Here is a 25422-nt window from a genome sequence, read left to right on the forward strand (position 1 = left end):
AAAATTACGGGTGTTCACTAACGGGTGTCCACTATAAGCGCATTGCCGATACAGGAACAGCACACAACGCTCGGTAAACACAAATTACTCTTAATAATCCCCTAAACGAAAAATCCCGGCCATTGGCCGGGATTTCGATCAAGTCAACGAAAAAGATGAGCTTAGTTTTTCTCTTTGTCTACCATTGCTTTTTCTTTGATCCAAGGCATCATTGCGCGCAATTTTGCGCCAACTTCTTCCACTTGGTGTGCATCGTTACGAGCACGGATCGCTTTGAATGAGGTCTGGGCAACTTTGTTTTCCAGCATCCAGTTACGCACGAAAGTGCCATCCTGAATGTCGGTCAGAACATTTTTCATTTCCGCTTTGGTTTCAGCAGTAATAATGCGAGGACCGGTTTCATACTCGCCATATTCAGCCGTGTTGGAAATGGAGTAGTTCATGTTGGCAATGCCGCCTTCATAAATCAGATCCACGATCAACTTCATTTCATGCACGCACTCGAAATAAGCCATTTCAGGCGCATAACCGGCTTCTACCAGTGTTTCAAAACCGGCACGCATCAACTCAACAGCACCACCACAAAGAACAGCTTGTTCACCGAACAAATCAGTTTCGCATTCTTCTTTGAAGGATGTTTCGATGACACCGGCACGACCACCACCATTGGCAGAGGCATAAGAAAGAGCCACATCATGTGCATTGCCAGAAGCATTCTGCGCAATCGCAATCAGAGTTGGCACACCAGCGCCACGCAAATATTCACCGCGCACGGTATGACCAGGACCTTTTGGAGCGACCATGGCGACATCAAGGTCAGCGCGTGGCTCGATCAGGTTGAAATGCACATTCAAGCCGTGAGCAAACAGAAGCAGAGCATTCTCTTTGAGGTTGTCATGCATGTCGGCATAATAGATGTCAGCCTGCAGCTCATCCGGGGTCAACATCATGACAACGTCTGCCCATTTAGAAGCTTCAGCAACGGTCATCACTTTCAGACCTTCAGCTTCAGCTTTCTTGGCGGACGATGAGCCTTCACGCAAGGCAACGGCCAGATTGGTCACGCCAGAATCGCGCAGGTTCAAAGCATGAGCATGACCTTGGGAGCCATAGCCGACGATAGCGACATTTTTGCCTTTGATCAGATTGATGTCAGCATCGCGATCATAATATACGCGCATTATTTCTTCCTTTTCCTAGAGCGTATCCCGAAAATGATTTCACATTTTGGATAAGGATACGCGTCAAACAAAGACTTAAGTCACTCCGCAATGCAACAATTGCGAAAATTGCTCTTATGTCAGCTCATAAAATTTCTCGATCAGCCTCTGAAACAACAGAAACCGAAAATGTTTGAACAGGGCCTAAAAGATGACAAAGCCAAGGTCAAGTCCAAACAAGGATTCAACGCTTCAGTGAAGCGTAAAAATCAAATCTCACCCATCGCGCGCTGAAAACGTCTTACGCTCTCGGCAAAGCCATGGAGCAGGGCGTCGGCAGTAAAACCATGCCCAATGGATACTTCTTCGATAAAGCCCGCCTCTTTCATCAGAGCCGGCAGATTCTCCGGTGTCAGATCGTGACCGGCATTGACACCCAAACCAGCGGCCTTGGCGGCATGAGCGGTTGCCACAACATCTGCCAAATGCTTTTTGGCTTCCTTTGTATCAACCTGACAGGCACCATAGGGCCCTGTGAAAATCTCGATCCGGTCGGCCCCCACAGCAGCAGCTTTTGCCGGTTGGGTTGGGTCGGGATCGACAAAAACAGAAACCCGAATACCGGATCGTTTCATCAAGGCGATCACATCACGCAACAATACCTCATTGACCTCGAAATCCCAGCCATGGTCTGAAGTCGTCTGAGCCGGAGCATCTGGCACAAACAGCACCTGATCAGGTTTGGCTTCCTGACACAGGGCCAAAAATCCTTTGTCAGGATATCCCTCGAGGCAAAGCTCTTTGCCAGCAAAATCCTTCCGGATCATTGCCACCAGATCTCGCACATCTTGTCTGCGAATATGCCGCTGATCCGGACGCGGATGCACAGTTATACCTTTGGCACCCGCTTCCAATGCAATTGCAGAAAGCCCGGTGACACTCGGCCATGGCAGGTCCCGCCGATTGCGCAACATCGCCACCGCATTCACATTCACACTCAGTCGTGTTTTCATAGATTTTTCAATCCAATATCAGAGCAAATCAAGCAACGGATCAGGTTTTTTCCGGACCACGTCGCAGAGCAATCACACCGGTTCTACAAACCTCAACCAAACCGAGAGGCTGCATAATACTGACGAACTGCTCAATTTTCTGCTGACGTCCGGTCATCTCAAACACAAAATGCTCCGCAGTGGCATCAATCACAGTGGCCCGGAAAGCATCAGCAAGACGCAAGGCTTCCACCCGTTTCTCACCTGTACCAGATACTTTGATCATAGCCAATTCACGTTCCAGCGGAGCAATCTGATCAATCGACAAATCCGCCACTTCATGAATTGGCACCAAGCGCCCCAATTGGGAGCGGATCTGTTGAATGACTTGCGGCGTAGCTGTCGTTACGATGGTAATGCGGGAAATATGCTCCTCATGAGAGGTCTCCGACACAGTCAGCGAGTCAATGTTATACCCCCGTCCGGAGAAAAGGCCAATCACTCGTGCTAGAACACCCGGCTCGTTATCAACGAGCACAGACAAAGTATGAGTTTCTTCCACTGTCGACACTTCTTCGATGAAATAGGCAGATCCGTGTTGCATCTTGCCGTTCCTTATATTTGCATATTGCGGGGTGCTTCATCTCAGTAATTGAATAGAAACACACACGCACATCAATGATACGCGGATCAAACCAGCTTCTTGCCAGCTTCTCCGATGGCCGTTGCAATCTTGCCCTCATCTTCGGCTTCATCCGACAACAACATGTCATTATGGGCTCTGCCTGATGGGATCATGGGGAAGCAGTTGGCCAGTTTAGCAACGCGACAATCAAACAGCACAGGTCCGTCATGGGCAATCATCTCGTCAATGGCCGCATCCAGATTATCTGGATGATCACACCGAATGCCATGTGCTCCATAGGCTTCAGCCAATTTCACAAAATCCGGCTGAGACTCGACATAGGAATTAGACATCCGATTGCCATGCAACAGTTGCTGCCACTGACGCACCATCCCCATATACTCATTATTCAGGATCATGACCTTGACCGGCAAATTATACTGGATAGCTGTCGACAGTTCCTGAATACACATTTGGATCGAAGCATCACCTGCGATATCGATGACCAAGCTCTCTGGATGCGCAACCTGAATACCGAGCGCAGCAGGGAATCCATATCCCATGGTACCCAATCCTCCGGACGTCATCCAGCGGTTCGGTTCTTCAAATCCAAGATATTGCGCAGCCCACATCTGGTGCTGCCCCACTTCCGTCGCGATGTAGCTGTCTTTATCCTTGATCTTGGCGCTCAGACGCTCCAAAGCATATTGAGGCATGATTATATCGGCATTCTTACGATAGGCCAGACACTCGCGCTTGCGCCAAATCTTGATCTGCTCCCACCAGTCAGCCTGCGCCGAACGATCAGGCTCCTGCCCACTGGCGCGCCAAATGCGCACCATATCTTCAAGCACATGCCCGACGTCACCCACAATGCCCAAATCAACCCGCACAATTTTGTTGATCGATGAAGGATCAATGTCGATGTGAATTTTCTTAGAGTTTGGCGCAAAAGCATCCAGACGCCCTGTGATCCGGTCATCGAAACGTGCTCCGATACAAACCATGACATCACAATCATGCATCGCCATATTGGCTTCATAGGTGCCGTGCATACCCAGCATGCCCAGCCAATTATCACCAGACGCAGGATAAGCACCCAGCCCCATCAGGGTCGACGTGATGGGAATATTGGTCAATGCAACCAGTTCACGCAACATCTGGCAGGCTTCCGTGCCAGAGTTGATTACTCCACCACCCGTATAGAACACCGGTTTCTTGGCGTTGATGAGCATTTCGACCGCTTGCCGAATAGAGTTAAGGTCGCCCTTAACCTGCGGATGATAGGTCTTGTGACTAATGTTAGATGGTCCCTGATAGGTACCTGTGGCAAACTGCACATCTTTCGGGATGTCGATCACAACCGGCCCCGGACGACCAGAGCGTGCAACATAAAAAGCCTCATGCAGAACGCGCGGCAAATCCTCAACATCGCGAACCAGATAATTATGCTTGGTGCAGGGCCGTGTGATGCCGGATGTGTCGCATTCCTGAAAAGCATCAGAGCCGATCAGGGCTGTCGGGACCTGCCCTGTAATGCAGACAAGAGGAATGGAATCGAGCAAAGCATCAGCAAGTGCGGTCACAGCGTTGGTAGCACCAGGGCCTGAAGTCACCAACATCACGCCGACTTTGCCCGTTGACCGAGCATACCCTTCGGCCGCATGCCCTGCGCCTTGTTCATGGCGCACCAAAAAATGTTGAACATCTTCCTGCTGGAAAATTTCGTCGTAAATTGGGAGGACAGCTCCTCCAGGATAGCCAAATATATGGTCTACGCCCTGATCTTTCAGAGCTTGGATAACCATTTCAGCACCTGTCATCTGCCGTGTCATTTATCCATTCCTTAAATTGACATTGGTTCAAACCAACCAATTGCCTGTCCAAAGCTGCCATTCTTGCGAGCAATAAAAAAGGGCCCCTGAAAGGCCCTAGATGCGCACTACCATTTGCAACGGTTACTCAACCATCGCAGCAGCGCGCCTTCCCACTAGAATCACAACAATATTTTTCATCACAAGTACAGCTTTTCCGTTTGTTTCGAGAGGGACGTTAATCGCTCCAAACTGGCAGGTCAACCCGGAAGGAACAAGATTCTCCGGTCAAGACGCAATTTTAAGCTAGTTTCCCACCTAATTTTTTTCCATTTCTATCAAAAATTGAGCAATTGCGGCTTCAGCTGTTTCAAACTGCGACCATTCGCCCATTTGATTTCGGATCCACGTCATCTGTCTTTTGGCATAGCGACGCGTATCGCGCTTGCACAATCTGATCGCCTCTTCATAAGGCATTTCCCCACGATCAAAAGCCGAAAGATGGGCGACCCCAATCGCTTTCATGGCAGGCAAGTCTGGAGACAAACCAAGGCCCGTTAGATGAACGGCCTCGATGATGCCGCCCAGCTCCACCATCTGATCAAAGCGATTTTCTATTTTTTGATACACTTGAGCGCGGGGTGGATTGAGCGCCAGACACAGCGCATCTTGCGCAATGGCCGGATCTTGGCGCATATCGTCTCCAGCATGCCATTGCGCCAAAGACTTGCCAGTGGCATCCAGAATTTCCAAAGCGCGCAAAGTCCGTTGCGCATCCCCCGGCTTCAGTGTCGATGCCACCACGGGGTCTCGATCGGTCAAAATGGCATGCAGCGCTTCAGGGCTCCCCAGGCGCACCAATTCAGCGGCCCAGAAATCGCGCACCTGTTGCGGGATATCGGGCATCGCATTCAGCCCCTCAAGCAGCGCCTTAAAATAAAGTCCGGTTCCACCCACCAGAATAGGACATTGCCCTTTGCTGCGCACATCCTTTATTGCAGCAACCGCATCATCCAGCCAACGGCCAACCGAATAACGCTCAGACGGGCTAACATAGCCATAAAGGCGATGTTCTACGTCTCCCATCTCGTCAGCGGTCGGACGCGCAGACAAGATCGACATTTGATCATAAATTTGCATGGAGTCAGCGTTGATAATTACGCCATTGACCAATTGCGCCAACTTAACCGCAAGAGAAGACTTGCCGCTGGCCGTTGGCCCCGCTATCAACACCGCAGTCGGTGCACAAGAATTTTTTGTTCCGTCCATAATCATACGGTCTTTACAGCCTCGCACGAGAGGCATTTATCCTTCGGGGGTTCCATGTCCTTCACCTTGACCATTATCAGCGCACCCGCCAATCCTGCCGTTAGCGCCGATCTTGTGGCCAAAATCCAGGCCGCCATCAAGGTCGATACAGAGTTTGTTTGGCTTATGGAAGGGGTCGCTTGCGATTTTATCATCCCGAACCATCCCGACCTAGACAATTTATATGCCCAATTGCGCAGCCTTCTGGCGGACATTCCAGTCGACATAGCACTACAACCCAGCCAAGGACGCCGCAAAAAACTGCTTCTCGCGGATATGGACTCGACCATGATCCAGCAAGAATGCATTGACGAACTGGCCGACGAAGTGGGCCTCAAAGACAAGGTCTCTACCATCACCGCACGTGCCATGCGCGGAGAAATCGAGTTTGAACCAGCCCTTAAAGAGCGCGTCTCGCTACTTGAAGGGCTGGACTTGTCCATCGTCGATAAATTGTTCGCCGACCGGATCACCTATACGCATGGCGGCATGGCCCTTGTCCAGACAATGAAAGCTCATGGTGCCTATTGTGCATTGGTGTCGGGTGGCTTCACGCATTTCACGTCCCGCGTTCGCGAGAAACTGGGGTTTGATGAAGACCGCGCCAATCTCCTGTTGGAAGAAAACGGTACTCTGAGCGGCAAGGTCGGCATGCCCATTCTGGGCAAAGAAGCCAAACGCGATCGTCTGCACGCTTTGGCCCAAGAGCTCAAACTGAACCTGTCCGAAACAATGGCTGTCGGTGACGGGGCCAACGATTTGGCCATGATCATGGATGCTGGCGCTGGCGTGGCCCTACATGCCAAACCCGCAGTCGCCGCACAGGCTGAATTCGTGATTGATCATGGCGATCTGACCGGACTTTTGTTTTTGCAGGGATATAAGGCCGAGGAATTTGTGTTGGGCTAGACGCCATCCAACGAACAAAATGACGAAGGGGCCACAAGCCCCTTCAACCCTGTTGGGCTTTGATCGGATCAATCTTTAGGAGGCAAGCCCCCCTCAGGGGCACTGTCATCAAGCTTGATCGGCACGAACACCAATTCGCCCCCATCCGGTCTTGCCAAAAGAAACACTATGGTGCTTTTGCCTTCTGCCTTGAGCGTTTCTACGCGTTTCACAACGCTCTGAGGTGTCGAGACTATTTCCTGATTGATCTCAACGATTACCATTCCGGTCTGGATGCCCTTTTGACCTGCGAGGCTGTGCGGCTCTACTTCATGCACAACAACGCCTTCAACGCTGTCTCCAAGATTGTGTTTTCTGCGTTCAGCGGGTGTCAGCTCAGACAAAGACATTCCAAACAAGCGGCTTAGTTTATCCGCATTTTTGGCGATTGGCACCTTGCTTTCACTGGCTTCCAAATGGCCTGCAACCACTGACAAGGCCATAAGCTGACCTTTACGGTAAAACTCAACCTCAACCTCGGCACCAATAGTCGTCTCGGCAACAAAGCGAGTCAAATCCCTCACCTCACTGACAGCTTCCCCCCCATACCGGACAATAACATCGCCGGGCTTCAAACCGGCTTTCTCTGCAGGACCGGCCTCATTCACCCAAGCAATCAACACCCCACGCGCATCACTCAATCCCAGCCCTTCAGCCAGATCTTCAGACACTTGTTGAATCCGGATACCAAGCCAGCCACGCCGCGTCTCACCAAACTCTTTCAATTGTGTAACAACACGGCTGGTAATATCGGCAGGAATGGCAAAGCCCAGTCCAATTGAGGCCCCACTTGGGGAAATAATTGCGGTATTCACCCCGACCACGTTGCCATACATGTCAAACAACGGGCCACCAGAATTGCCGCGATTGATGGCAGCGTCGGTCTGAATAAAGCTATCATACGGCCCGGTATTGATATTACGATTGCGCGCAGAAACAATACCAATAGAGACAGACCCACCCAAACCAAACGGGTTACCAATGGCCATAACCCAATCGCCGACACGCACGTCCTTTTCCAAACCGAAGGGAACTGTGGACAGCGGCTTCGGCGTATCCACTTTAAGCAGAGCCAGATCGGTCTTGGTATCGCGACCTACGATTTCGGCGTCATACTGGCCTCCATCAGAAAATTTAACACGGATCTTATCCGCTCCGGCAATCACATGATTGTTGGTGACGATCAGGCCAGACGCATCGATAACAAACCCTGAGCCGAGTGACTGTACACTGCGCTTTCGTCCCCCCTCTTCCTGATTTTTCTCAAAGAAATCTTCGAAAAAATCCTGAAAAGGCGACCCGTCAGGCACTTTGGGTAGAGGTATACTGTCTTTGCTGTCCACCAATGATCGGGTTGAAATATTCACCACCGCTGGAATCAGCCGCTCTGCAAGGTCGGCCACACTTTTAGGCCCCATAGATGTCTGATGAGGCATTTGGCCGGACGCGGCCTGCCCCTGCTCTGCATCTTTCGCATCCACATCGCACGGTAGGCCAGCCATCACCGCAAGAGCAATGGTACCACCTATGAGGCCAAAGCGTCGCAGACCATGAGCGCAATGTGACAATCGCTCCAAAACCAACATCAACATTTCGGCTTTCCTCTCCCGACACCAAAGGCGTGATTTCTCAACTCAAAAAGCAAGAGCATACACAAACTAACATATTGCGCGTAGTAGGCATAAAAAACGCCCCATTGTGCAAGATGACAAAGGGGCGTTTAAACAACAAATCTGCAAGATGATCAGGCTCTTACCATCCAGACAATACCGACACCGATCGCCATTGCCAGCAAACCACCGACACGCAAATTGCTTCCCGGTATTGTGGCAACCTCAATCATCATCCGTTTCATCGACTCTGGCAGGAGGGCATATAACAACCCTTCGATGACAAGAACCAAACCAACCGCCGCTAGGAAATCAGACATCAAAGCCCACTTTCTCCCTATGCAGCTGATAAAGCCCCCTTCCCCTTAGGCGGAGAGAGGAGGCTTCAGCATTATTGGGCAGTTTTTTCCGAAGGAACAGATCCACTGAAGTAGTTGAAGAACTCTCCATCGGGCGACAGCACAAGGCGTGTGTCTCCATTGGAAAGGCTTCTCTCATAGGCCTGCATCGTGCGATAGAATTCAAAGAATCCCGTGTTTTTGCCATAGGCTGCAGCAAAGATACCGTTACGTTCCGCATCACCTTCACCGCGTGTGATTTCTGAGTCGCGACGCGCATTAGCAACAATCACCGTTGCGTTACGATCAGCAATCGAACGGATCTGCAAAGCCAACTGCTCACCGTCAGCACGAATACCGTTGGCTTCCTGTTGGCGTTCTGTCTGCATCTGACGATACACCGCTTCGGAGTTTTCTTTTGGCAGATCTGCGCGACGCACGCGGAAATCGACCACTTCAACACCAAGACGGGCAGCTTTGTCATTCACAGCAACACGAATGGCTTCCACCAACAGATCACGCTTGTCACGAACGATTTCCTGAAAATCAAAATCGGCCGCCACATCGCGCAGGGACGAGCCCATAAAGCCGCTGAGTTGGCTTTCAAAGTTCGGAATGAACTTGGCTTTCTGTTTGAACAGGATGGGGTCTGTGATTTTGTAACGCGTGAAAGAATCGATCAGCAGGCGCTTTTTATCAGACGCGATGACTTCGCGTGCAGACTCTTCAAGATAGCGTGCGCGTTTGTCGATATATTCCACGTTCTGGATGAAAGGCACTTTTACATAAAGACCAGGTTCTTGCACGGCCCGCTCAATACGGCCAAACTGCGTAATCACAGCTTGCTCATATGGATAGACAATAAACACCGAGCTAAGCCCCACCACAGCAACAACAGCTGCGATGATAAGGGAAAGAATTGCTTTACCGGACATAATCAGTTCCCCGCCTTTTTCGTCAGTTCATTAAGGGGCAAATACGGCACGACACCTTGGGAGCCGGCACCTTTGCTATCAAGAATGATCTTCTCGGAATTGCCCATAACTTTTTCCATGGTCTCCAGATAAAGACGCTTGCGTGTGATTTCTGGCGCTTTTTCATATTCGCCAAGAACGTTCAAGAAACGCTCTGCTTGACCGCGGGCTTCTGCAACGGTCTGCTCACGATACGCATTGGCAGCTTCCAAAATCTGAGCAGACTGACCTTTTGCTTCTGGCACAACCTTGTTGGCATAAGCTTGAGCTTCGTTCTGCATGCGCACATTATCCGCCTTGGCAGCCTGCACATCACGGAACGCATCAATCACCTGTTCTGGGGGCTCCACGCCCTGAAGCTGAACCTGCACGATCGCAATACCCGATTGGTATTTATCGAGCATGGCTTGCGTCAGTTCTTCTGCAGCACGCTGAACGGCAACACGGTCACCGGTCTGGATCTCATCCATATTGTTGCGACCAACGATCTCACGCATGGCGCTTTCAGCCACTTGTTTGACGGCCACTTCAGGATTGTCAATATTGAAAAGATATTGCTCTGGATCCTTGATGTTCCACTGCACTTTGAAATCAACATCAATGATGTTTTCATCACCGGTCAACATCAGGCTTTCTTCAGGCACATCCTGCCTGCGAATGCCGCGCTGGGATGCAGATTCACGCGTCCCAATGGTAATATCACGAATCTGGGTCACATTGACCTTTTCAACACGACCAATTGGATATGGGAAATTATAGTTCAAACCCGGGCTAGAAACGCCGACCGCTTCGCCGAGCAACAATTCAACCCCAAGCTCTTCCTGAGCAACGGTGTAAAAACCAGTTACCATCCAGATTGCCACGGCACCGGCAGCCAAAAGGCCAATACCTTTGGCACCCAGAGAACCGCCACCGGATCCACCGCCGCCAGGGAAAACCTGACGCAGGCGCTCTTGGCCTTTTCGGATCAAATCTTCCAGATCAGGAGCATTGGGACCCTGATTTTGAGGGCCTTGACCCCATGGACCGCCATTCTTGCCGCCGCCGTTGCCCCAAGGGCCACCGCCGTCGCCACCACCGTTCTGATTGCTCCAAGGCATAGTCTATCCTTATTCTTGAGCGTTTCCATACTGTCTTGACTTATCAAGACGACAAGGGAACGCCATGTTTCAATAGGTTGCAGCAATTTTCGCGATTTCTCGCCCATCAAAATTGCCCGAGACACCCGTTGAGCTGCTTTTAGCCCACAAACCGTAACATGACCGTAAACAGGTCTTAAATTAATATGGCATCGGCCACACAAGTCGCAAACGCCACTTTGATGACAAGGTGGGAAGCAAGCGCCGCAAAATCAAGAGCTAACTGGCCTTTTCTGCGCGCAAACTCGATTTACCTGAGGAAAGCACGCTTCAATCGGCAATTTGATGTCTATAGCCCCACTGTTTGCAACAAAACAGCATCAATTACGCACACTGAAGCCCCCGCCCCACACGCGGTACCATGACATGCCATGCATTGCCAGAGGCACCATCTCCTGCTTCTCTGGTAAAGTAGATGCGCCTTCCCTAACGCAGGAAAAGCGGATCTAGATAGACAAGACCAAGCCTTAAGAACGCCTCTGACGTTCATACACGACAAAACTCATCGCAGCGCTGTCATTCTCGCCCTGCACGGCCTCTTGGCGCGACGTTTCGTGCCAAATGGCTTCATCAATGGCCGGCAAATGCGTATCACCCTGAGGCTCTGCATGAATATGCGTCACATACAAGCGATCGGCTTTGTCCCAAAGAGCGTTATAGATCGTGCCACCACCGATAACAGCGATCTCATCAACACCATCCAGCAAGGCCTGAGCTCGGGATTGCGACAGTGCATCTTCAACAGATGGCACCAAGACAACACCATCAGCAGAAAAAGCTTGATCGGCTGTGACCACAAAATTGACCCTTCCGGGCAAAGCGCGCCCAATGGATTGAAAGGTGCGGCGCCCCATGATGATTGGTTTGCCCATCGTCATCGCCTTGAAACGTTTGAGATCGCTCGAAACATGCCAAGGCATCCCATTGTCCTTGCCAATGACGCCATTGTCAGCGACCGCATAGTGAAACACCAGTTTGGGTTCATCGTTCAAAGTCATGCCAATACCTGCAATCAGACAGCCACAACACCCGCAACACACGGATGAGAGACACAGTTAGTGAGTTCAAAGTCGCCAGTTCCAAAGCGCTGATTTGCGCCACCCTCATGGGCACAGCCTCCGCAATATCAAACAGCCGAGATTACCCCAAAGTCCATTCACGGACTGAAATATCATCATCGGCGTAAGATCGCGACGAAAAAAACATCCATAAGTGCGGGACATCTGGCTTTGTCGCAGCAAAGATCGAGTGAGACCACCAAATATCAAACCGACCTCGACCGCGCGGCCCCCTACGCATAGGTTACACACGCCAACGCCCACCCATACGAATAATGAACCATCTCATTTCGTTTTGGCGATAGCGGAGCCACACCTTCGGCCATCATGGCCATTGTTGATCAACTCACGGGTAAACTTTTGGCAGGTAGGGCGCTATTATCATAGCGTTAGTTTCGAAAATACTCAGGTTTGTATATATATCTATGAAACGAAAGAATGCTTTCAATGCAGACTGTTGAGGGCAAGGCTTTTAATGAAAGCCGTTTTTCTTTACTCGCTTTAGGCATTTTCCAATCCGCTTTTGAACATATAGCCAAGATACCGTTTGGAATCGATCGGATCATATCCCAAACGCACTTTCAGTTTTTTGCGCAACTTGCTGATATGACTTTCAACGACGGTTTCTTCAACCCCCTCGTTGAGGAGACCATAGACGGCGTTATAGATCTGGGCTCGACTGACACGGCGTTCTTGGTTTTTAAACAAAAATTCTAAGATGCGCCGTTCACGTCTCGGGAGTTCAAGAATCTCACCACCGATTTCAGGTGCTCTTCCATCAAAAAATACACGAATATTTCCCTCCGGCAGCATATCTTTCAGCTCTCCTGTTCGGCGACGTATAGCAGCAGCTCTCACCAGAATTTCCCTGACGTGAACAGGCTTACGCACAACATCGTCTACTCCAGCGGCAAATAGATTAAGCGTTAATTCAAGTGATGATGTATCGTTGAGCGCAATTACCGGAGTGTTCTTGCATCTTTTTCGTATCAACCCCGGATAATTTACCCTTCTTTCGCAATCCCCCAAAAGAAAGGCTTCCACAGATCCAATATCTGTTTCTGATATACTGGTCACCCAGCTATCAAATTCTTGCGGCATGATCCCAATAGATGCCACACCTTCGCGCTCAAATCCTGAAGTGTATCCTTCAGCTACAATACCACGATTATCAATTATAACTATCATCGTAATACTCCCTCTTGCTGCCAATAGGAATATTTCAAATCGGCGCAAGCGTCATTACAAATCTGATAGATATAGAGGGGAAATAGAAATCTCTGGAAATAAATTTAAAACTTGGGAAGCAAATTTTTAGCTGAATTATGAATAGATATGCATAAATATAGCGAAAGATTTAAACTAACTTCTCGATAGCCAATAATTAAGCGAAATTTATAGCCAGACTTTCCAAGAGTTTTATATTCCCAGTTCCGTTTGATTTCAAGAATGGAGACTGTACTTGGTAAATCGGCATTTGATGAATAAGAATCGCGATCCAGATTTGCTATACAATTCAATGGATTATAGTATTTTAGAATTATTGAAAGTGTTAACAAATGGAGATAGCACGGTTCCAGATCAAGTTGTACCAACAAGCGTCAGTTGATCTGAGGTAGATTTATCGTTCAAATCCACCGGGCTTTATGATTGAGGGTGCCCACCCTTTAACATCTCGGCCTCAGCCTGCCGCAGCTAAAACGAATAACTGCCCGCCACCGAAAAACGAGACCTCAAGATATATTTGGAAACATTGAGCCTTAACTCGACATGGATATATGGCCTAGGCTTGGTGGGATAGATTAACCCGTTGCTGTGAAGCAGGGCGTCCTTGCCCAAACAAACCGATACCACCAGAATAATAAACAGCTGTCATAATTGACACTATCCGTTTTTTCGGGCTGCCACCTGGCTCTGATACCTGCGTAGGTTGGCCAACAGGAGCAAACCTTAGAGTTATTCTCCAAACCTGTTCGTGGGCAACAATTGGATCAAAGACACAAATCATTACCCACATAAGGACAGGCTAAAAAACGACAACTGGGCAACGCGGGAGACATATCGCACCGACTAACATCAAATAGGCTCTGATCGCCTGTTTGGTTTGGAAGAGTGCCATCCCGCAATTGGGCACATTGGAGGCTCCATATAATTTGCATAAACAGACCGGCCTATTGAATTACCAGTTCGGCCTGAAGAGCGCCCGCTGTCTTGATCGCTTGCAGGATGGAAATAACTCCCGACGGGCGCAAGCCAATGCGATTCAAACCACTGACCAATGTTTGCAGATCGGTGCCGCCGATGATTTTCAAAGGGCCACCACTCTGAGCTGCCTCAATATTGGTTTCCGGCAGAACAACAGTCTCCCCCCCTCGCGAGAAGGGCTGCGGTTGGCTCGCGACAGGTTGCTCTGTTATGCGCACCACCAGATTGCCATGGGTCACAGCGACCGTTGATATTTGCACTTGGCTGCCGATCACAACGGTACCGGTACGCTCATCAACGACGACGCGTGCAGGTGTATCCGGTTGAACTGCCAACCCCTCAATTTCTGCGATAAACCGCGTTGGGGTGATATTGCTGGGTTTTCTCAGGATTACAGACCGGAAGTCTCGTTCCTTGGCCAATTTCACTCCATAACGGGCCCTCGAAAAGGCATTGATTGCATCTGCGACCCTAACCGCCGTTTTGAAATCTGGGTTGGAAAGCTGCAGCACATAGTTTGGTAGATTGGCAAAGGAATCCCCTAACGCGCGCTCCACGATGGCACCATTCGAGATAAGACCTGATGTTGCTGTGCCCACTTGCAAGCTTTGCGCATCTCCCTTGGCAGAGAGACCGGATACAGCAAGGGACCCTTGCGCTATGGCATACACCTGTCCATCAGCCCCCATCAGCGGAGTAACGATGAGTGTGCCACCCGAGAGTGAACTCGCATCCCCCAAAGAGGAGACCGTCACATCGATACGCGTTCCCTTTTGTACAAAGGCAGGGAAATTTGCCGTTACGACAACAGCCGCGACATTGCGTGTTCTAAGGCGTGCATCACGAACATTGACGCCCATGCTGTCGAGCATCGACTGTAAGGACTGTTCTGTGAAAGGCGCGTTGCGCAGGGTGTCTCCGGTGCCGAGCAAGCCGATGACCAAGCCATATCCGACGAGTTGGTTATCCCTCACCCCCTCCAAGGAGGTAATATCTTTGATGCGAACCGCCGCATGACCCGGAATTGAGAGCGTCAAACACAGAATACCAGCTAAAAACCATTTGAAGAGATGTTGCATTTTCTACGGCCCTATAGAGATGGTGCCATTGGCTTGCACCCGTCCACGAACAATCAGTCCAGAATCCATATTGCGCACGCGAACGATATCGCCAACGGTTCCATCTTCCAGCGGTTCGACATGCGCAATGATACTGAGCCCTTGCTCTTTGAAGATCAGTTGCGCCGGATTCCCGCGCTTAATAACGTTGCGATGGAAAACGGATGAGCGACTGATCGGCTGCCCGGGGGGCAATGTATAAATAACTTCTTTGCCTATAAGCTCGGCACTTTTCGGCACCACGGAAAATCGGTCGATCCGGAAGGACTGGAACCTCTTTTGTTCCAACACCGCCAAGCTGATGACATCGCCGGGTTTCAGCGTCACCTTAGGGACTGGCAACGAGACAACATGTCCCGAGGCCGCACTTGCTGTCTGTACAAAAGCCCCCCCCAATAGCAGCAGGCATGCCGCAAATGCGACCCCCAGATGCCTTGGCGATCCCGCCGTTTCTGCAGGTCGCCCAGAAGTGTCAGACCGATATGCCATTAGCGAATTCCTTGGGTCACAACACCAGCCATGTCATCGGCAGCCTGGATGACCTTGGAATTCATTTCATAACCGCGCTGAGCACTAATCAAAGCCGTAATTTCTTTTACGGGATCAACGTTCGAGGTTTCCAGATAGCCCTGCCGGATACGACCAAAACCAGCGTTGCCAGCAACACCGTCTACGGCCCCACCTGACGCTTCGGTTTCTTTAAACAGATTGCCGCCCTTTGCTTCGAGGCCAGCGTCATTGGCAAAAATCGCCAGTTGCAGTTGCCCCAGTCTCTGCGGTGCAGGTTGGCTGTCAAGCTTGGCATAGACCTCGCCATCTTCATTGATTTCGACAGCAACAGTGTCTTGGGGGAACAGAATGGCAGGCTCTACTGGATAACCATCCGCTGTCACTAAGCGCCCTTCCCCGTTTGTGTTAAAGGCCCCTGCGCGGGTGTATAGAGTTTCGCCATCTGCATTGGAGACGACAAACCAGCCTCGACCATCAACGGCGAGATCAAAACTATTGGTCGTATTGTCCAGATTGCCCTGGGTGTGTAGATTTCGAATGGCTGCGGTGCGAACACCAAGCCCCAGTTGAGCACCTTCCGGAATAGGATCTTCACCGGTCCGGTTGGGAACGCCCTGCAAGCGATGGGCCTGATAAAGAAGGTCGGTAAATTCAGCGCGGGCGCGTTTGAAACCGGTCGTATTCATATTGGCAATATTGTTGGCGATCACTTCAACATTGAGCTGTTGAGCGCTCATGCCGGTCGCCGCAATAGCAAGGGACTTCATGATTGCAATCCTTGTGTTGTTTCAAAGGTCAGAACAAAAGAGCAGGAAAATGCCCAATCAAATGGCCATTCGGCTGACTTCTTGATAGGCCGTTACGATTTTGTTGCGGATCGCAATCGCGCTCTGCAATGTCAGCTCCGCATTCATCACGGCTTCCACAACAGATTGGACAGATTGTTTGCCCTGAATACTCGCGATCGAGGCGCTTTCACCCTGCTTGATGGTTTGGATCGCATCTGTCGACACTTTGGCAAAATAGTCCGTAAAGGATTGACCGGTTTCGTCGACATCTCCGGTTACATTGACCGCAGCCCTATCGGTGTTGACAAAGCGACTTTCCGATACATTATTCATGCCCGTGGTGGGGGACGAAAGACTGGACGTAGCGTTGAGTGCGTCAATCATTATGAGCTCCTTAGAAGGTCAATTGTACGCAACACCATGCTGCGGGTTTGGGAAATGACTTTGAGGTTGGCTTCGTAACTGCGGTTGGCTTCGCGCATGTCGGACAATTCAATCATGGCATTCACATTAGGCAGCTTGACCATGCCATTTGCATCGGCAGCAGGGTGCCCAGGTTGATATTCGACTTGAAACGGGGCTTTATCGAAACCAACATCCTTGATCGAAACGAGATCAGCACCAAGTGCGCGATCCATTTCACTTTTGAAAGTAACAGTTTTGCGTTGATAGGGGTCTGAGCCTGCGGTTTCCCCCGTAGAGTGGGCATTGGCAAGATTTTCCGAGATCACGCGCAAGCGCTGCGATTGTGCAGACATGCCATTGGCCGAGATCTGGAAGGTTGCGGAGAGTGGATCAATCATCATTGTACCTTCGTGCTCAACAGCATCATGCTGTGCATAGATTTCATCAAATTGGTTGTAAGGGCATGAGAGCGGGCGACTTCATTGGCCTTCATCATTTCTTGTTCAAGGGACACGGAATTGCCTGAATAGGTCACATCCCAGCTGTCTTTCTTTTCGACAACCTGCCCCTGCTTTACAGCAGCAGAGGCAGTCATATGACCTGCTTGTGTGCTACGCATTTGGATATGGGCTTTGTCAAAGAGTGCACTGAAAGATTCAACATCCTTTGCCCGATACCCAGGCGTGTTGGCATTAGCCACATTTTGGGCAATGGTGGCTTCGCGCGCAGCGAGCCAGTCTTGATGCTTGCTCGCAAGTTTCATGAAATAGACAGGTTCCATAAATTCTCTCCGACTGGTTCTGATAGTTCATTCATAATCAGGCAAACTTGCCTGAAGCTGTCGAAGCCTCACTATCTATTTGAAATAATTATATAATTTTTAATTTTATTCAAATTTTTTACGTATTTTCATTGCTCCCAAGAGGACGAGAGCACCGGCAAAGCAAAAAAATCCGGATCGAATATTGGGCGAGTTGACAAAAAAAGCCGCCAAACACATAAGTGAATGACGGCAGTTTGGGCTGTATTACTGTGTAGTCTCTAGAAAAATGAACGAACCAATCCTCCTACCAAAATATTCCAGCCGTCAAGCAAAACGAAAAACAGCACTTTAAATGGAAGCGAGATGACCGTCGGAGGAAGCATCATCATACCCATAGACATGGTGAGTGTCGCAACAATCAAATCAATGACAAGAAAAGGCAGAACGACCAAAAAGCCGATCTCAAAGCCGCGTCTTAATTCTGAAATCATAAAAGAGGGTATCAATACGCGCATTTCAACCAAATTGGGATCATCAGCCTCACTGCCTTGCATGCGAGAGGCAGCCAGATCATTAAACAGAGCCAAATCCGATTCCCTGACATGATCAAGCATGAACTCCTTGAATGGTGCAGCCACCTTTTCATAAGCCTCTGTTTCCGATATTTGGTTTTCCATCAGCGGTTGGAGGCCATTTTTCCAAGCTTGGTCAAAGGTTGGCGCCATGACATAAAAAGTCATAAACAGCGCAAGGCTGATGAAGACGATGTTGGATGGCGTTGTCTGCAAGCCAAGACCTGACCGAAGAAAAGAAAATGCAACGGAGAAGCGAATAAAACTTGTCACCATGATGAGCAGCCCAGGTGCCAGTGACAAAACCGTTAGCAGGGCAACCATCTGCACCATGCGCCCGGTTGCCGCTCCCTCACCGGCTGGCAGTAGACTGCTCAGATCGGGGACTTGCGCGTAAGCCGGTACTGCCATAATCAGGCAAAAAGCAGCCGCTGAAAAAATACGTTTCATTGGACCACCATTGTTTCAAGAATAAACTCGTTGATTTTGCCCTTGGAGCGGATTTTGGCCCGTTGATTTAAATCTTCACGCAAGTTCACCAGCCCTCCCGCCCCTTCCAGATCGGCGAGCGTGAGTGTGCGGATGTAGGCGGAAATATCACTTTCGATCTTGCTGGTCAGGACAGACGCTTCTTCCATCGCATCTTTTTGGAAGATGACAGTGCCTTGCACACGAACAAACACATTTCTAGGTTCGGCCAAATTGGCGACGACAGGTTTGATTGATTTTGCATAGCTGGCTGCATGATAGAGCGGCTTAACATTGATTTTGGCTTGCACCCGCTCGGTCTTGAGCACTGCGAGGCGGGTTTGATCCACCAAATTCATGCCCGCAAAGGCGCCTGCTCCAGCGGTCAGCATCGTCAGAATAAATATATTAATAAATAGCCTACGGTCATTACCCGAACTTGAAACAGAGGAAGACGATAGGCTTGGGGAGACAGGATCACTCATTTTAAGCGGCTTTTCTGATAAACGATTTTCGAAAAAGGACTTTGATTGCTCTAGAATGGCGTCAAAGTTTGGTAAATCCGCTGGCCCCAAGCTGGCTTCTGAACTTCACTGACACGTCCGCGGCCGCCGTAGGAAATGCGTGCCTCTGCAATCTTGTCGTAAGTAATGACGTTATTCGGCCCTATATCTCGAGGGCGCACAATGCCTTCAACGCTTAGGACCCGCACTTCAAAGTTGACGCGCACTTCCTGACTGCCCGAAATAACCATATTTCCGTTGGGCAAGCGTTGCGTGACGATAGCAGCCACCTGAAGGTTGATATTCTCACTTCGATTGATGGCCCCTTTGCCGTTGGATCCACTGTTCGAAGATATATCGAGGTCGCCCTCGCCTTCTTCGTTCATACCAAACAAACCAAATCCGAGGTCCATGCCAAAATCGTTGTTCGAGCTGCGGCTACGACCGGACTCATTGTCAAGATTTGCTTCATCTGAAATATCGATGCTGACCGTCAGAACATCTCCGACGGATTTGGCGCGCGGTTCCTTGAAGAATTCGGTTCGGCTTTGATCCCACATGGATTGATAGCTTTTGTATGGTTGCGGCTGATATTGCGCCAAAGGCGGGTGCAAATCTTTGCGATTAAGCCCCTCGCCCACAGGCGAAAGCCCCGGTGGATCCCTGAATTCCTTGATGACATCGGAGCAGCCCGCCAGCATAAATAAGCTGAGCATTGTCAGGATTGGTTTGGCCCTATGTGGTGTCATTTTATGTCCTCCCCTGTTTCCAGTTCAACGAGAGAGGCCATGCCTTGTGTCAAGACGGACGCTCTGTCCGGATCCATTTCATTGAGAATACCGCCAACAATGCGGGGCTGCATTTTGGTAAGAAGCGCAATCGCGATGTCATTATCGAGTTTGGCCAGGCGTTCGGCGGCCGCATCAGGCCGCATCCGCTCATAGACAGAAACGATGTGCGCTTTCACATCCAGAAGAATCTTGTCCCGTTTTTCAATCCAGCTTCGGACATCCGCCCTCAGTTGGGAAAGCTTTTGGGTGCGTTCATCGATATCGGTTTGCAGAGCAACAAGATTGTGAATTTGCCAAGCGATGCGCTGCTCTTTGGCAACGTTGGCAATATTGGCGCAATAATTTTTGGCATCCGTTTCACTGGCTACATTGGTTGCCTGTTCGGATTGCTTAATCACAGCGGGGCTCTTTGCGTGAGCGCCGCTCGCCATAGCAAGCCCGAGCAAGGCGCACAAAGCCAATCGAATACCCGCCTTACAGGAGGGGTGGTCGGGGGAAGAGTTCAGCATCAAACCTGACAAGCTGATCATGTTTGCCTCGCAATTTTACGCATTTGAATGCGGTATAATTGATAACTGGAGGCAGTTTGCAGGCGCAAACTTGTGTCAGGCTGTATAGAATTTTACGAAGGCAATAAACTGATTTATTTTTAAAAAAGGAGCCTTAGATGAAGACCCGTAGAGCAACAGATTAGTTGAGCATTGCTCGGCTTGACCATTTTGTCGCCATTGGTTTGAGGCGCGCGTCAACCAGCGCATAAACCAAATGATCGATTTGCTCCATATCAGGTGCCTCTGGCACGTTGAACTGGATCTCACGCAATGTGATGTCCGTCACATTGCCGACGAGTGACAAATCGAACCTTGCTATGACACCATTATTGTTGAACTCCATACCGAGAATAATGAGGGGAGAATGATCCCAATCAACAGACATTTCGGCCGCGCGGCAATAAACTAGAGTATCTTCTTTAAAAAGAAGCTCTGTAGAAGATGAAATAATATCCTGAATACTATCGTGAGAATCCCTTAAGACATAAGAAATCATATGACTTGCATCAACAAGCCTTAACTCTGCCCCAAAATCACTTAGGGCCCAAATGAGGGCCCTAGTCAAAGATTCTTCATTACTACCGGTTTTCATGGTTTTATATGTATTTATTCCTGTAGCATTCTGGTTGTTTTTATTCATATGCCCTCAGAGCCGGTTTAAAGTTCTCATCCTTCGCAGTATACACATAATAAAGTAGTTCTGCAACGACACGGAAAAACTGCGGGGGAATCTGTGTGTCTACTTCACATTGTGCATAGAGGGCACGTGCCAACTGGATGTCTTCAATGACTGGAATGTCGTTATCTTCCGCTATTTGACGGATTTTCAACGCAATAAGATCTTGACCTTTTGCAATCACCAACGGCGCTTTATCTTCATTATGTGTATAGCGGACAGCCACCGAATAGTGTGTCGGATTGGCAATAACCACGGTTGCCTTCGGGACTGAGGCCATCATGCGATTGCGCGCCCGATCGCGAGCAAGCGAACGCATCCGCCCTTTGACCGCCGGATCGCCTTCGGTGTCCTTATATTCGTCTTTCAATTCCTTGCGGCTCATGCGCAGATTGCGGCGCCAATGGCCACGAACCCAAATCACATCTAGCGCCACCAATGTGATGATGGCAACACAAATGCCCGAGACCAAACGAACGGTGATCGACAACAGCTCTTCTGGCAACAATGAGGGGTCAGTAAACATCAGATTGGCCAACGTTTGACGTTCATTTGACAAAAGGATGCCAATAACGACTGCAAGAATGATGAATTTGGCAAGGGCTTTAAGAAACTCGATGCCACCTTGTGCGCCAAACATGCGTTTGAAGCCCTTGCCGGGGGAGATTTTGGAAAGCTCTGGTTTGAGCCTGTCAAAGGAGACCTGCGGCGGATGCTGGAACCATGTTGCAGCAAGTCCAAACACCAGCAAGACAGAGACCGGAACGACAAGAAACATTGCCATTTCAAGACCCACAGCACTCGAAATCTGTATGAAGTCGGCTTCATTTTCAATTCTTATATCTCCCACTCCATCCAGCAAACGAGCCAGAACAATTGATAACTTTGCAGTCGGGCCGTTAATGAAATACCCTAAGATAATGAGCAGTGCCAAAAAGCCGGAGAATGTGTTTACTTCCTTCGATAGGGGAAGGTTCCCCTTCTCGATGGCATCCCGGATTTTCTTCTCCGTCGGCTCTTCTGTCTGACTGTCTTTGTTTTCTTCTGACATGGACCGCTTCGCATTTAAATCAAGTTTGAAGGCTTGGGGCTATCGGCCTATTGCAAAAAGCCCCCTCCGTCCTGTTTGGGATTCAGATCAATCTCACCTTTGCCGGCCATTTCCAGGGCAAGATCCGTGATCTCGCGCCTTGCAATAAGAACATCGCGCTCAGCAGCAGGCTGGCCACTGGCCAATTCGTGTTCGACCATACGGCGCGTGCGGCTGGCGAGCGTTGCCAGAATAGCCTGACGCAAGGGCGCTTCAGTGCCTTTGAGCGCCATAACAATCTGTTCGGAATTAACCTGATCAAAGATAGCCATACGTGCTCGCGGCGTAAGATTGACAATATCGTCAAAAGTGAAGAGCAGGCTCTTGAGCGCTTCGGCAGATTTTGGCTGACGTTCTTCCAGGTTGTTTAGCGCGGCTTCCATCTGGTCCCGTTCCATCTGGTTCAGGATACTGGCCATTCTGGAGAAGGTATCGGCTTCCAGATTACCAGAGAAATTCAACAGGAAGTCTTCATGTAGGGCTTTTTCAATGTCCCGGGCAGTGTCTTGCACCACAGGCTTGATGGACAACATGCGGCGCATGAGTTGGTTTCGCAAATCCGTGGGCAGTTGATTCATGATCTTGGCCGCCGCAGCCGGTTTGCTACGCGACAGAATAAAGGCGGCTGTCTGAGGATGTTCTTTTTTGAGATAGTTGGCAATTGCCGTTTCAGAAATGGATGAGATCCGGTCCCAGATAGACCAGTTGGATGATCCGGCAACATCGGCGATGATGTCTGATATTTCATCCTCAGGCAAAACACCGGCCAACAGTTTCTGGACTTCATTGACAGAGCCGAAAAGACTGGAACCATCGGAGAATTGTTCGACAAACTCTTCTATGATGCCTTCCATTTCCCTAGCGTCGACACTGCCAAGCTGTGCCGCAGCACGCGTGATGAGTCTGATCTCGTCGCTATCAAAATGACCAAGCATTTTTGCGGCATTGGTCTGCCCCATGCCGAGCATGAGCGCAGCGACCTTGTCAATGCCGCGAAACTTCCGTACGGGGGCTTGTGGAAGTTGAATTTCGTTCCCAACCGGAGCCAATGCTGTCGTCATGACTTACCTCTGTCGAATATAATTGGTGGCACTGAGGGTTTACGCTTCGATATGAGATGATGGAATTCTCTCTATGCGAAAGCGTAAACCGTAGGCAACATTAGTTGAAAGCTTCAGGTGAAGGCGATGTTCCGGCACCAACGATTTCGGTCAGCGAGACACCAAAGCGAGAACTGTCGTCTTCAACGACGATCACTTCACCACGGGCCACAACGCGGCCGTTGACAACCACCTCCACAGGCTCTCCGACCCGATGGTCGAGCGGAATAACGGCGCCGCGCCCAAGTTTAAGGAGGTTGGATACCAGCATGGAAGCAGACCCGAGTACAACCTGGATATCAACGGAGATACCAAGAATGGCATCAAGGTTGCGATCCGTGTTCACAGTCGCCCCGAGGGTTTCGCTGGCTTCGACCGTTTGAGTGAAATCTTCCAGCTTTGCCTCTTTTTCGACGGGCTGTTCCAAAGGAGGTTTTGGCAAATCTTCCCGCTCGATCTTTTGAAATTCCATATCATCAATCATGGGTCAAATTCCTTGTCGTGAACTTATTTACAAAGGGGTGTCAGGACTTGAGGCGCACTTTGCGCAGCATCTGCGGCAACTGGTTCTCAAGGCGTTGAAAGTGTGGTTCTGACGCATTGCCATTGGGCGAAATTGCCCGATCTGCGGCGTCACTCACGCGCTTGAGCAGATCCACCTGGTTGGCGCATTCCTTGCCTATTTCATCTTGAAAGGCGACCATTTCCAGACGCAATTCTTTCTGCTGCTTGCGGACCTCCCGCGTCATTCGATCAATATCGGTCACAATATCGCGGGCTTCGTCGATGCGGCTTCCCAGTGCATTAAGAACCTGTTTGCCGCGCACATTGATCTCATCAATGGAGACCTCGATGCCATTAAGAGCCAGATTTGTCTGCTCCATGATGCGCCGAAACTCGAACTGATTGTCACGCAATTTTTGTAGTCGAGTATTCATTTTCATGACCCAAATAGAAGTCACGATGAGCGCGATCATCAATACGCCATCAGCTAGATAAGATATCATCGAATATATCCTCTTCTTGATGGATGAAATCATCTACCTTGAGGCAATAAGATCCATCCGCCTGTCCAATCGAACAGGTAAACAATGACTGGTCGTTGCATTGCAGGGTGATTTTGCTTCGTGGTGTGGCTTGAAGTTGTAAAACATCACCAACTTTGAGGTTGGCAAGCTCATCCAACGTGATGGATTTCTCTTCCAACACGGCTTCAAGATCCACATGGGTGCGCTGAATTTCTGCCTGAAACTGCTGGGTCCAGCCTTTGTCCCGGTGGTTGCCTTCACCCGACACGACCTGAGCCAGATTCTGGCGCAAGGGTGTGAGGGCGGTATGAGGAACCATGACAAACATTTCACCACCACGCCCGATGGCTTGCATCAACAATCGCCCGACCACTGCTGTGTTGTTTCGGCGTCCAATGACCGCAAAGTCCATGCGGGTTTCAATGCGCTCGAATTTCAAAGTAATGTCCGAAATCGACTTGAAAGCATCTTCAAGGCATTTGATGGCGTCGTTAAAAAGTGAGCGGGCAACGCGGGTTTCAATGTTGGAAAAAGGCCGCTCGTCATCAATCGGCGGTTCGCTGCCGTCTGAACCATACATGACTTCCATCATCGAAAAAATGAAGTCACGGTCGAAGCCGATCAGCAGGCGGGTATCCCATTCGGGAGTATAAACCACAGCAGCCAAGGCATTTGCCTCATTGGCATCCAGCACATCACCAATGCGGTCATTGCCGATATAGCTGACTGAAACATAACATGGAGAGGCTGCGCGCTGGCGCATGGTATCAGCGAACACCCGGGCCATCCGATCAAAGATGATCGGCAACATCGGCAGTCTTTCGATCGACGTACCCGCCGCGTCCAACAATCGGTCTGTGATGGGTGAATGATGTGATTGCATCATGA

General features: G+C 49.9%; 28 protein-coding genes. 1 reads left to right on the forward strand and 27 read right to left on the reverse strand.

Annotated elements, in window-relative coordinates; translation table 11 throughout:
- Positions 1-161: 161 nt before the first annotated feature.
- From ilvC to miaA, 5 genes are all read right to left on the reverse strand, one after another.
- Entirely contained in the window at positions 162-1181 is a 1020-nt protein-coding gene (gene ilvC, locus C0081_RS19230) for a ketol-acid reductoisomerase (RefSeq protein ID WP_101531969.1), read from the reverse strand.
- Positions 1182-1429: 248 nt separating this feature from the next.
- Positions 1430-2173, reverse strand: a complete 744-nt coding sequence (locus C0081_RS19240) for a pyridoxine 5'-phosphate synthase (protein WP_101531971.1) — start codon at positions 2171-2173, stop codon at positions 1430-1432.
- 40 nt (positions 2174-2213) lie between these two features.
- Positions 2214-2756: an acetolactate synthase small subunit gene (gene ilvN, locus C0081_RS19245; RefSeq protein ID WP_101531972.1), complete on the reverse strand. Its 543-nt coding sequence runs from the start codon at positions 2754-2756 to the stop codon at positions 2214-2216.
- An 86-nt stretch (positions 2757-2842) separates the two neighbouring features.
- Positions 2843-4600 carry an acetolactate synthase 3 large subunit gene (locus C0081_RS19250; RefSeq protein WP_180966737.1) on the reverse strand — a complete coding sequence of 586 codons (1758 nt, stop codon included), beginning with the start codon at positions 4598-4600 and terminating at the stop codon, positions 2843-2845.
- Between the two features lie 309 nt (positions 4601-4909).
- Positions 4910-5860, reverse strand: a complete 951-nt coding sequence (gene miaA, locus C0081_RS19255; protein ID WP_245417823.1) for a tRNA (adenosine(37)-N6)-dimethylallyltransferase MiaA — start codon at positions 5858-5860, stop codon at positions 4910-4912.
- Between the two features lie 54 nt (positions 5861-5914).
- Here miaA and serB point away from each other — a divergent pair, with 54 nt between their 5' ends.
- On the forward strand, positions 5915-6808 hold the full coding sequence (gene serB / locus C0081_RS19260) for a phosphoserine phosphatase SerB (protein ID WP_101531975.1): 894 nt from the start codon (positions 5915-5917) through the stop codon (positions 6806-6808).
- Between the two features lie 68 nt (positions 6809-6876).
- On the opposite strand, the gene C0081_RS19265 is transcribed toward serB, so the two are convergent.
- From C0081_RS19265 to C0081_RS19370, 22 genes are all read right to left on the reverse strand, one after another.
- Positions 6877-8439, reverse strand: coding sequence for a Do family serine endopeptidase (locus C0081_RS19265; RefSeq protein ID WP_245417824.1), 1563 nt, complete (start codon positions 8437-8439; stop codon positions 6877-6879).
- Between the two features lie 152 nt (positions 8440-8591).
- Entirely contained in the window at positions 8592-8777 is a 186-nt protein-coding gene (locus C0081_RS19270) for a DUF2065 domain-containing protein (protein WP_101531976.1), read from the reverse strand.
- Positions 8778-8848: 71 nt separating this feature from the next.
- The gene (hflC, locus tag C0081_RS19275; protein WP_101531977.1) at positions 8849-9730 is read right to left on the reverse strand and encodes a protease modulator HflC; all 882 of its coding nucleotides are present in this window, start codon (positions 9728-9730) and stop codon (positions 8849-8851) included.
- 2 nt (positions 9731-9732) lie between these two features.
- A complete protein-coding gene (gene hflK, locus C0081_RS19280) occupies positions 9733-10869 on the reverse strand; it encodes an FtsH protease activity modulator HflK (RefSeq protein WP_101531978.1) in 1137 nt (378 codons plus the stop codon).
- 506 nt (positions 10870-11375) lie between these two features.
- Positions 11376-11906: a dihydrofolate reductase gene (locus C0081_RS19285; RefSeq protein ID WP_101531979.1), complete on the reverse strand. Its 531-nt coding sequence runs from the start codon at positions 11904-11906 to the stop codon at positions 11376-11378.
- 561 nt (positions 11907-12467) lie between these two features.
- The gene (locus C0081_RS19290) at positions 12468-13154 is read right to left on the reverse strand and encodes a response regulator transcription factor (protein WP_101531980.1); all 687 of its coding nucleotides are present in this window, start codon (positions 13152-13154) and stop codon (positions 12468-12470) included.
- Positions 13155-14137: 983 nt separating this feature from the next.
- Positions 14138-15250, reverse strand: coding sequence for a flagellar basal body P-ring protein FlgI (gene flgI / locus C0081_RS19295; RefSeq protein ID WP_101531981.1), 1113 nt, complete (start codon positions 15248-15250; stop codon positions 14138-14140).
- 3 nt (positions 15251-15253) lie between these two features.
- Positions 15254-15778 carry a flagellar basal body P-ring formation chaperone FlgA gene (gene flgA, locus C0081_RS19300; protein ID WP_101531982.1) on the reverse strand — a complete coding sequence of 175 codons (525 nt, stop codon included), beginning with the start codon at positions 15776-15778 and terminating at the stop codon, positions 15254-15256.
- Positions 15778-16566, reverse strand: coding sequence for a flagellar basal-body rod protein FlgG (gene flgG / locus C0081_RS19305; protein WP_101531983.1), 789 nt, complete (start codon positions 16564-16566; stop codon positions 15778-15780). Before flgG ends, flgA begins: the two co-directional genes overlap by 1 nt.
- Before the next feature lie 57 nt (positions 16567-16623).
- The gene (gene fliE / locus C0081_RS19310) at positions 16624-16971 is read right to left on the reverse strand and encodes a flagellar hook-basal body complex protein FliE (RefSeq protein ID WP_101531984.1); all 348 of its coding nucleotides are present in this window, start codon (positions 16969-16971) and stop codon (positions 16624-16626) included.
- On the reverse strand, positions 16971-17390 hold the full coding sequence (flgC, locus tag C0081_RS19315; RefSeq protein WP_101532338.1) for a flagellar basal body rod protein FlgC: 420 nt from the start codon (positions 17388-17390) through the stop codon (positions 16971-16973). Before flgC ends, fliE begins: the two co-directional genes overlap by 1 nt.
- The gene (gene flgB / locus C0081_RS19320) at positions 17390-17773 is read right to left on the reverse strand and encodes a flagellar basal body rod protein FlgB (protein ID WP_101531985.1); all 384 of its coding nucleotides are present in this window, start codon (positions 17771-17773) and stop codon (positions 17390-17392) included. Before flgB ends, flgC begins: the two co-directional genes overlap by 1 nt.
- A gap of 260 nt (positions 17774-18033) precedes the next feature.
- Complete coding sequence (gene fliP / locus C0081_RS19325) at positions 18034-18738, reverse strand: flagellar type III secretion system pore protein FliP (RefSeq protein ID WP_101532339.1); 705 nt, start codon at positions 18736-18738, stop codon at positions 18034-18036.
- 35 nt (positions 18739-18773) lie between these two features.
- The gene (locus C0081_RS19330; protein WP_101531986.1) at positions 18774-19280 is read right to left on the reverse strand and encodes a flagellar basal body-associated FliL family protein; all 507 of its coding nucleotides are present in this window, start codon (positions 19278-19280) and stop codon (positions 18774-18776) included.
- A gap of 50 nt (positions 19281-19330) precedes the next feature.
- A complete protein-coding gene (gene flgH / locus C0081_RS19335) occupies positions 19331-20047 on the reverse strand; it encodes a flagellar basal body L-ring protein FlgH (protein WP_180966699.1) in 717 nt (238 codons plus the stop codon).
- Entirely contained in the window at positions 20044-20619 is a 576-nt protein-coding gene (locus C0081_RS19340) for a MotE family protein (RefSeq protein ID WP_101531987.1), read from the reverse strand. The genes flgH and C0081_RS19340 overlap by 4 nt, the downstream gene beginning before the upstream one ends.
- A gap of 160 nt (positions 20620-20779) precedes the next feature.
- The gene (locus C0081_RS19345) at positions 20780-21280 is read right to left on the reverse strand and encodes a hypothetical protein (protein WP_101531988.1); all 501 of its coding nucleotides are present in this window, start codon (positions 21278-21280) and stop codon (positions 20780-20782) included.
- The gene (gene flhB / locus C0081_RS19350; protein ID WP_101531989.1) at positions 21273-22367 is read right to left on the reverse strand and encodes a flagellar biosynthesis protein FlhB; all 1095 of its coding nucleotides are present in this window, start codon (positions 22365-22367) and stop codon (positions 21273-21275) included. The genes C0081_RS19345 and flhB overlap by 8 nt, the downstream gene beginning before the upstream one ends.
- A 47-nt stretch (positions 22368-22414) precedes the next feature.
- Positions 22415-23467 (reverse strand): flagellar motor switch protein FliG, encoded by a 1053-nt coding sequence (locus tag C0081_RS19355; RefSeq protein ID WP_101531990.1) that lies wholly within the window; start codon positions 23465-23467, stop codon positions 22415-22417.
- 100 nt (positions 23468-23567) lie between these two features.
- Positions 23568-23990: a flagellar motor switch protein FliN gene (gene fliN, locus C0081_RS19360; RefSeq protein ID WP_245417825.1), complete on the reverse strand. Its 423-nt coding sequence runs from the start codon at positions 23988-23990 to the stop codon at positions 23568-23570.
- 40 nt (positions 23991-24030) lie between these two features.
- Complete coding sequence (locus C0081_RS19365) at positions 24031-24513, reverse strand: hypothetical protein (protein ID WP_101531991.1); 483 nt, start codon at positions 24511-24513, stop codon at positions 24031-24033.
- Positions 24494-25420 (reverse strand): flagellar motor switch protein FliM, encoded by a 927-nt coding sequence (locus tag C0081_RS19370; protein WP_101531992.1) that lies wholly within the window; start codon positions 25418-25420, stop codon positions 24494-24496. Before C0081_RS19370 ends, C0081_RS19365 begins: the two co-directional genes overlap by 20 nt.
- Positions 25421-25422 lie beyond the last annotated feature (2 nt).

Origin of the sequence: Cohaesibacter celericrescens (assembly GCF_002866925.1) — a bacterium.
GTDB classification, from domain to species: domain Bacteria; phylum Pseudomonadota; class Alphaproteobacteria; order Rhizobiales; family Cohaesibacteraceae; genus Cohaesibacter; species Cohaesibacter celericrescens.

Coding starts and splice junctions, on each gene's coding strand:
- ilvC (WP_101531969.1), bottom strand. CDS start 1,181: ATGCGCGTATATTATGATCGCGATGCTGACATCAATCTGATCAAAGGC.
- C0081_RS19240 (WP_101531971.1), bottom strand. CDS start 2,173: ATGAAAACACGACTGAGTGTGAATGTGAATGCGGTGGCGATGTTGCGC.
- ilvN (WP_101531972.1), bottom strand. CDS start 2,756: ATGCAACACGGATCTGCCTATTTCATCGAAGAAGTGTCGACAGTGGAA.
- C0081_RS19250 (WP_180966737.1), bottom strand. CDS start 4,600: ATGACAGGTGCTGAAATGGTTATCCAAGCTCTGAAAGATCAGGGCGTA.
- miaA (WP_245417823.1), bottom strand. CDS start 5,860: ATGGACGGAACAAAAAATTCTTGTGCACCGACTGCGGTGTTGATAGCG.
- serB (WP_101531975.1), top strand. CDS start 5,915: ATGTCCTTCACCTTGACCATTATCAGCGCACCCGCCAATCCTGCCGTT.
- C0081_RS19265 (WP_245417824.1), bottom strand. CDS start 8,439: ATGTTGATGTTGGTTTTGGAGCGATTGTCACATTGCGCTCATGGTCTG.
- C0081_RS19270 (WP_101531976.1), bottom strand. CDS start 8,777: ATGTCTGATTTCCTAGCGGCGGTTGGTTTGGTTCTTGTCATCGAAGGG.
- hflC (WP_101531977.1), bottom strand. CDS start 9,730: ATGTCCGGTAAAGCAATTCTTTCCCTTATCATCGCAGCTGTTGTTGCT.
- hflK (WP_101531978.1), bottom strand. CDS start 10,869: ATGCCTTGGAGCAATCAGAACGGTGGTGGCGACGGCGGTGGCCCTTGG.
- C0081_RS19285 (WP_101531979.1), bottom strand. CDS start 11,906: ATGACTTTGAACGATGAACCCAAACTGGTGTTTCACTATGCGGTCGCT.
- C0081_RS19290 (WP_101531980.1), bottom strand. CDS start 13,154: ATGATAGTTATAATTGATAATCGTGGTATTGTAGCTGAAGGATACACT.
- flgI (WP_101531981.1), bottom strand. CDS start 15,250: ATGCAACATCTCTTCAAATGGTTTTTAGCTGGTATTCTGTGTTTGACG.
- flgA (WP_101531982.1), bottom strand. CDS start 15,778: ATGGCATATCGGTCTGACACTTCTGGGCGACCTGCAGAAACGGCGGGA.
- flgG (WP_101531983.1), bottom strand. CDS start 16,566: ATGAAGTCCCTTGCTATTGCGGCGACCGGCATGAGCGCTCAACAGCTC.
- fliE (WP_101531984.1), bottom strand. CDS start 16,971: ATGATTGACGCACTCAACGCTACGTCCAGTCTTTCGTCCCCCACCACG.
- flgC (WP_101532338.1), bottom strand. CDS start 17,390: ATGATTGATCCACTCTCCGCAACCTTCCAGATCTCGGCCAATGGCATG.
- flgB (WP_101531985.1), bottom strand. CDS start 17,773: ATGGAACCTGTCTATTTCATGAAACTTGCGAGCAAGCATCAAGACTGG.
- fliP (WP_101532339.1), bottom strand. CDS start 18,738: ATGGCAGTACCGGCTTACGCGCAAGTCCCCGATCTGAGCAGTCTACTG.
- C0081_RS19330 (WP_101531986.1), bottom strand. CDS start 19,280: ATGAGTGATCCTGTCTCCCCAAGCCTATCGTCTTCCTCTGTTTCAAGT.
- flgH (WP_180966699.1), bottom strand. CDS start 20,047: ATGACACCACATAGGGCCAAACCAATCCTGACAATGCTCAGCTTATTT.
- C0081_RS19340 (WP_101531987.1), bottom strand. CDS start 20,619: ATGATCAGCTTGTCAGGTTTGATGCTGAACTCTTCCCCCGACCACCCC.
- C0081_RS19345 (WP_101531988.1), bottom strand. CDS start 21,280: ATGAATAAAAACAACCAGAATGCTACAGGAATAAATACATATAAAACC.
- flhB (WP_101531989.1), bottom strand. CDS start 22,367: ATGTCAGAAGAAAACAAAGACAGTCAGACAGAAGAGCCGACGGAGAAG.
- C0081_RS19355 (WP_101531990.1), bottom strand. CDS start 23,467: ATGACGACAGCATTGGCTCCGGTTGGGAACGAAATTCAACTTCCACAA.
- fliN (WP_245417825.1), bottom strand. CDS start 23,990: ATGATTGATGATATGGAATTTCAAAAGATCGAGCGGGAAGATTTGCCA.
- C0081_RS19365 (WP_101531991.1), bottom strand. CDS start 24,513: ATGATATCTTATCTAGCTGATGGCGTATTGATGATCGCGCTCATCGTG.
- C0081_RS19370 (WP_101531992.1), bottom strand. CDS start 25,420: ATGATGCAATCACATCATTCACCCATCACAGACCGATTGTTGGACGCG.